The sequence below is a fragment of the Prosthecobacter sp. genome (assembly GCF_044373815.1).
Classification (GTDB): domain Bacteria; phylum Verrucomicrobiota; class Verrucomicrobiia; order Verrucomicrobiales; family Verrucomicrobiaceae; genus Prosthecobacter.
In genome coordinates, this window is record NZ_JBIPNG010000514.1 from 1 (window position 1) to 4,441 (window position 4,441).

The 4,441-nt window shown below is 60.4% G+C and carries 5 protein-coding genes; 2 read left to right on the top strand and 3 right to left on the bottom strand.

Annotation, left to right across the window (positions count from 1 at the left end; all coding sequences use genetic code 11):
- Together ACIREA_RS27245 and ACIREA_RS27250 are read right to left on the bottom strand one after the other, a co-directional pair.
- The coding region (locus tag ACIREA_RS27245) for an NAD(P)/FAD-dependent oxidoreductase (protein WP_397385472.1) at positions 1-548 on the bottom strand (548 nt) is incomplete at its 3' end.
- A 54-nt stretch (positions 549-602) separates the two neighbouring features.
- The gene (locus ACIREA_RS27250) at positions 603-1,622 is read right to left on the bottom strand and encodes a potassium channel family protein (RefSeq protein WP_397385473.1); all 1,020 of its coding nucleotides are present in this window, start codon (positions 1,620-1,622) and stop codon (positions 603-605) included.
- Positions 1,623-1,752: 130 nt separating this feature from the next.
- Between ACIREA_RS27250 and ACIREA_RS27255 the strand changes: the two genes are divergently transcribed.
- Both ACIREA_RS27255 and ACIREA_RS27260 read left to right on the top strand, forming a co-directional pair.
- Positions 1,753-2,676 carry a ThuA domain-containing protein gene (locus ACIREA_RS27255; RefSeq protein WP_397385474.1) on the top strand — a complete coding sequence of 308 codons (924 nt, stop codon included), beginning with the start codon at positions 1,753-1,755 and terminating at the stop codon, positions 2,674-2,676.
- Positions 2,677-2,694: 18 nt separating this feature from the next.
- The gene (locus tag ACIREA_RS27260; protein WP_397385475.1) at positions 2,695-3,909 is read left to right on the top strand and encodes a sialidase family protein; all 1,215 of its coding nucleotides are present in this window, start codon (positions 2,695-2,697) and stop codon (positions 3,907-3,909) included.
- A 5-nt stretch (positions 3,910-3,914) separates the two neighbouring features.
- Here ACIREA_RS27260 and ACIREA_RS27265 read toward each other — a convergent pair whose 3' ends face one another.
- The gene (locus ACIREA_RS27265; RefSeq protein WP_397385476.1) at positions 3,915-4,364 is read right to left on the bottom strand and encodes a CBS domain-containing protein; all 450 of its coding nucleotides are present in this window, start codon (positions 4,362-4,364) and stop codon (positions 3,915-3,917) included.
- Positions 4,365-4,441 lie beyond the last annotated feature (77 nt).

Sequence of the window (4,441 nt, forward strand, 5' to 3'; positions counted from 1 at the left end):
GTTTCCACCCCGGAGTAACCACCGCCGACGATGACGAAGGAGAGCAGTTCTTTGCGCAGCTTGGGATTGGTGATGAGATTGGCCTCCTCCAAGCGGCTGATGATGGCGGCGCGCAGCTTCATCGCATCGCCGACGGTACGCATGAGGTAGGCGTGCTCGCCCATGCCGGGAATGCGGCTAAGGTCCACCCCGGCGCCGGGTGCCAGCATGATGTGCTCAAATCCCACTGTGACCTGTGGTGTAAACATGCCGCCGTTCAGCGTGATGATGCGGTTTTCCAGATCGATGTGCGTGACCTCTCCTTTCAGCACCTCCGCGCCACGGCAGATCATGCGGATGGGATTGACCACGTGTTGCGGTGAGAGTGACCCGCCCGCGACTTCCGGCAGCATCGGCTGAAACACCATGTGATTCTCGCTGGCAATGATGCCCACGGTCATGCCGGCCACATCCTCAGTGAGCCGCAGCAGTTCGCGTGCGCAGTAGACTCCTGCAAACCCTCCGCCGATGATGGCTACTTTGAAAATGCGGTCGGGTTGCTTGGGCATGGTCCGCAGTGCAGACGCAGGCAGCGAGCCAGCTTGACTGGAAAATGAAGTCTTCTAGCTCATCGACCGCCGCAGCACGCGTTTCATCACCACCAATGCGTCACCCGGCATGAGCATCGCGGAGGGGCTGGGGTTCAAATCCATGGCACCTTCTTTGCGCAGGATGGCCACCGGCAGCATGCGCCCGGCGGTGCCGGTCTCGACTTCCGAGATGCGCTTGTGGACCCAGGGGGAGTCCGCGCGGATCTCGATCTCTTCCATGTCGAGGCCGAGTTCGGTGAGGTGGTGGTCGAAGTCGATGCTGGCCTTCGTCTTGCCGCCGATCAGGTCGCGCGTGTTCGGGTGCAGGATCAGGTGGGCGATGCGGTCTGCGCCGATGTGCGCGGGCAGCACGACACGGTTGGCCCCGGCCTGCAGCAGCTTGCGCTCGGTGGAAGGCACCTCGCCGCGCGCGATGATTTGAATCGAAGGGTTCATGTTGCGAGCGCTGAGGGTGATGAAGACATTCGCGGCGTCATTGGGCAGCACGGTGGCCAGCACGCGGGCGCGGCTGATGCCGGCGTGTTTCAGGACGGCTTCGTCGGTGGCCTCTCCCTGAAGTGTGAGGAATCCTGCATCCCGCACCTCCGCCACGCGGTCAGTTGCCTGATCGACAATGACAAAGGGAATGCCGCCTGCCTGCAGCTGTGAGGCGATCATGCGGCCAATACGGCCGTAGCCGCAGATGATGGCGTGGTTGCTCAGTTTTTCGATTTCGTTTTCCATGCGTTTGCCTCCCAAAGCTCGTTGAATCTGTGCCTCCGTCAGCCACTGCACCAAAGTACCGGTGACAAAAATGATGCCGGTGCAGCCAAAGAGAATCAGCGTCACCGTCCACGCCCGCAGCCAGGGATCGGCGATGGGCACCACTTCGCCGTAGCCGACGCTGAAGGCGGTGATGACGACCATGTAGAAGGCATCACTCCACGACCACCCCGCCACCCGGTAGCCCACGGTGAAGACCGCCATGACCACGCCCACGAAGGCAAAGGCATAGAAAACATTGGTCTGCGGGCGGCTCTTGGGGATGGGCATGCGGTCGGGCGAAGGAGAAAGAGTAGCGGAAGGCGTGCCAGAAGCGGGGGTGGTCGCCCCAGATGGCTTCTTATGGGTGAAATGACGCGTGCACTTGGGACGTTTGCTTGCCACGTTCCGACCCCAATCTATGAAGCATCTGCTCACCGCCCTCTTTGCCTTTTCACTCCTCGGCTCCGCGTTTTCAGCGGACAAAAAATCCATCGTCATGATCGCTGGGAAGCCCTCCCATGGTCCGGGGCAGCATGAGCACAATGCAGGCATCCAGCTGCTGAAAAAGTGCCTGGAGCAGGGTGCGGCAGATCAGGCGGACATCAAATTTCACCTGAATGGCGAATGGCCCTCCCAGGAGGAGCTCTCCAAGGCGGACACGGTCGTCATTTACTCGGACGGCGGCGGCGGACATCCGGCCCTGCAGGGAGACCACCTGGCCCAGCTCGATAAAGAGATGAAGCGCGGCTGCGGCTTTCTGACGCTGCATTACGCGGTGGAGCCGACGATTGAAAAGGGCGGCAAGGAGTTCATCGACTGGATGGGCGGCTGTTTTGAGATCAACTGGAGCGTGAACCCCCACTGGGATGCGAACTTCAAGGAACTGCCCGCGCACCCGATCAGCTCCGGCGTGAAACCTTTCGGCACGAACGACGAATGGTATTTCTTCATGCGCTTCCGCCCAAACATGCAAGGCGTGACCCCAATCCTGAGCGATGTGGCTCCTGAATCGACGATGAGCCGCCCGGATGGCGCGCACAGCGGCAACTCGACCGTGCGTGAGTCGGTGAAGAAGCAGGAGAAGCAGCATGTCGCCTGGGCCTGTGAGCGTGCGGACGGTGGCCGTGGCTTTGGCTTCACCGGCGGTCATTACCACAAGGGCTGGGCGAACAACGAGCAGCGCAAGCTGGTGCTGAATGCGATCCTTTGGACGGCGAAGGCCAAGATCCCTGCGGATGGCGTGGCCTCGACCGTGACTGAAGAGGACATGACGGCCAATCTCGACCTCAAGCCCGGCCAGGGCCTGCCCGAGAAGCCAAAACTAGCGCCGAAGGCGAAGTAACCCACCTTTCAGACTTTCATGAACCGCCGTCGTTTCCTGCAACAGAGCGCGGCGGGCATGCTGGCCGCCAATCTGGCCTCCGGGCAGTCAGCGTCTCCGCTGATTGCCTCCATTGATCAAATCACGCTCAAGCATGGGCGTGATGGCAGTGGGCCGTCGTGGTTTCATCCACGGCCCTGCCTGGTGCCGTCAAAGGACGGGCCGGTGGTGTTCATGACGATGCAGGAAATTCGCGGCTCGGATTTCTTTCTGCCGGTGCATTGGATGGAATCGCGGGATCTGGGCCAGACATGGTCAGAACCGCAGCCAGTGCCACCGCTGGGCCGTGTGCCGACATCGGACGGGCGTGGCGATGAAGGCGTGTGCGATGTGGTGCCGCAGTATCATGCGAAAACCGGCAGCATTTTGGCGGTCGGTCACAACGTCTTTTACAAAGGTCCGAAGTTTGACCGCAACCAGCCGGCACGCTGCCCGGTGTATGCGGTTTACAAGGATGGCCGCTGGTCGGAACGTAAACGGCTGATCTGGGATGACCCGCGCGGCGCGAATATCTACACGAACAACTGCGGCCAGCGTGAGGTGCTGGAAGACGGCAGCATTGCTTTCGTGATGTCCTTTGGGGCGAAGCAAACCGGCCGCTCAGCCGCCGGGGTGCGCTGTTCGTTTGATGGCGAGACCTTGGCCATTGAAAAGGTGGGACGCGAGATCAAGCATGCGGCAGGTCGCGGGCTGCTGGAGCCATCGCTCGTGCGGTATCGTGGGAAGTTCTATGCGACTTTGCGGGCGGAGGACAAACGCGGGTATGTCGCCGCGAGTGATGATGGGCTCGATTTCGAAGAGAAGCAGCCATGGTGCTGGGACGATGGCACACCGCTGGAAATGAGCACGACGCAGCAGCACTGGCTGCCACACAGCGAGGCGCTGCATCTGGTCTATACGCGCAAAGACGCCAGCAATGCGAATGTGATGCGCTGGCGTTCGCCTCTCTTCATGGCGCAGGTGGACCTGAAAACGCTGCGTCTCATCCGCGACACGGAGCGCATCGTGCTGCCACTGGAAGGCGATGGTGTGAAAGCACCGGATGAAGTGCCGCTGATGGGCAATTTCCAGACCACCAACATCGCACCCAATGAATCGTGGGTGACTGACGGTGGCATGCTGCCAAAGCATGGCTTCAAAGGCGATCTGCACCTGGGCAAGATCCGCTGGAACAGGCCGAACACACTGGTGTGATGCGCTCAGGCGGAGTAGCCGCCGGAGATATAGGCGTTGAGTTGCTCGATCGTCATGCGCTGGGTGGCGATGATCCACTTCACGAGGTCGCCAATGGAAACAATGCCGAGCAGTTCTTCGCCATCCAGCACGGGGAGGTGGCGGATGCGATGCTCCGTGATGATCTCCATGCAGGTGGAGACGGTTTGATCTGGCCCCACGGTCACCGGTTCCCGCGTCATGATTTCGCTGACGGGCGTTTCCTTGGAGGATTTGCCATGGAGCGCCACTTTGCTCATGTAGTCGCGCTCTGAAATGATGCCGACCAGCCGGGTGCCTTCCACCACTGGCAGAGCACCGATGTTTTTCTCAGACATCATCTGAATGGCCTGATAGACAGTTGCCGTTGGCGAGATGGTCCAGGTGTCCCGGCCCTTGTGCTCCAACAGGGTTTTGGCTGCGGTAGGAATTTCCATGGCATTAAATTTGTTAACTGATTTTCTGAAATGGGCGTCTGCTAAGCAAGCTTCGTTTTCCCCGTCCTGTCTGGCCG

Excerpts from the sequence above, each read along its gene's own strand:
- ACIREA_RS27250 (WP_397385473.1), bottom strand. The coding sequence starts at position 1,622 with ATGCCCATCCCCAAGAGCCGCCCGCAGACCAATGTTTTCTATGCCTTT.
- ACIREA_RS27265 (WP_397385476.1), bottom strand. The coding sequence starts at position 4,364 with ATGGAAATTCCTACCGCAGCCAAAACCCTGTTGGAGCACAAGGGCCGG.
- ACIREA_RS27255 (WP_397385474.1), top strand. The coding sequence starts at position 1,753 with ATGAAGCATCTGCTCACCGCCCTCTTTGCCTTTTCACTCCTCGGCTCC.
- ACIREA_RS27260 (WP_397385475.1), top strand. The coding sequence starts at position 2,695 with ATGAACCGCCGTCGTTTCCTGCAACAGAGCGCGGCGGGCATGCTGGCC.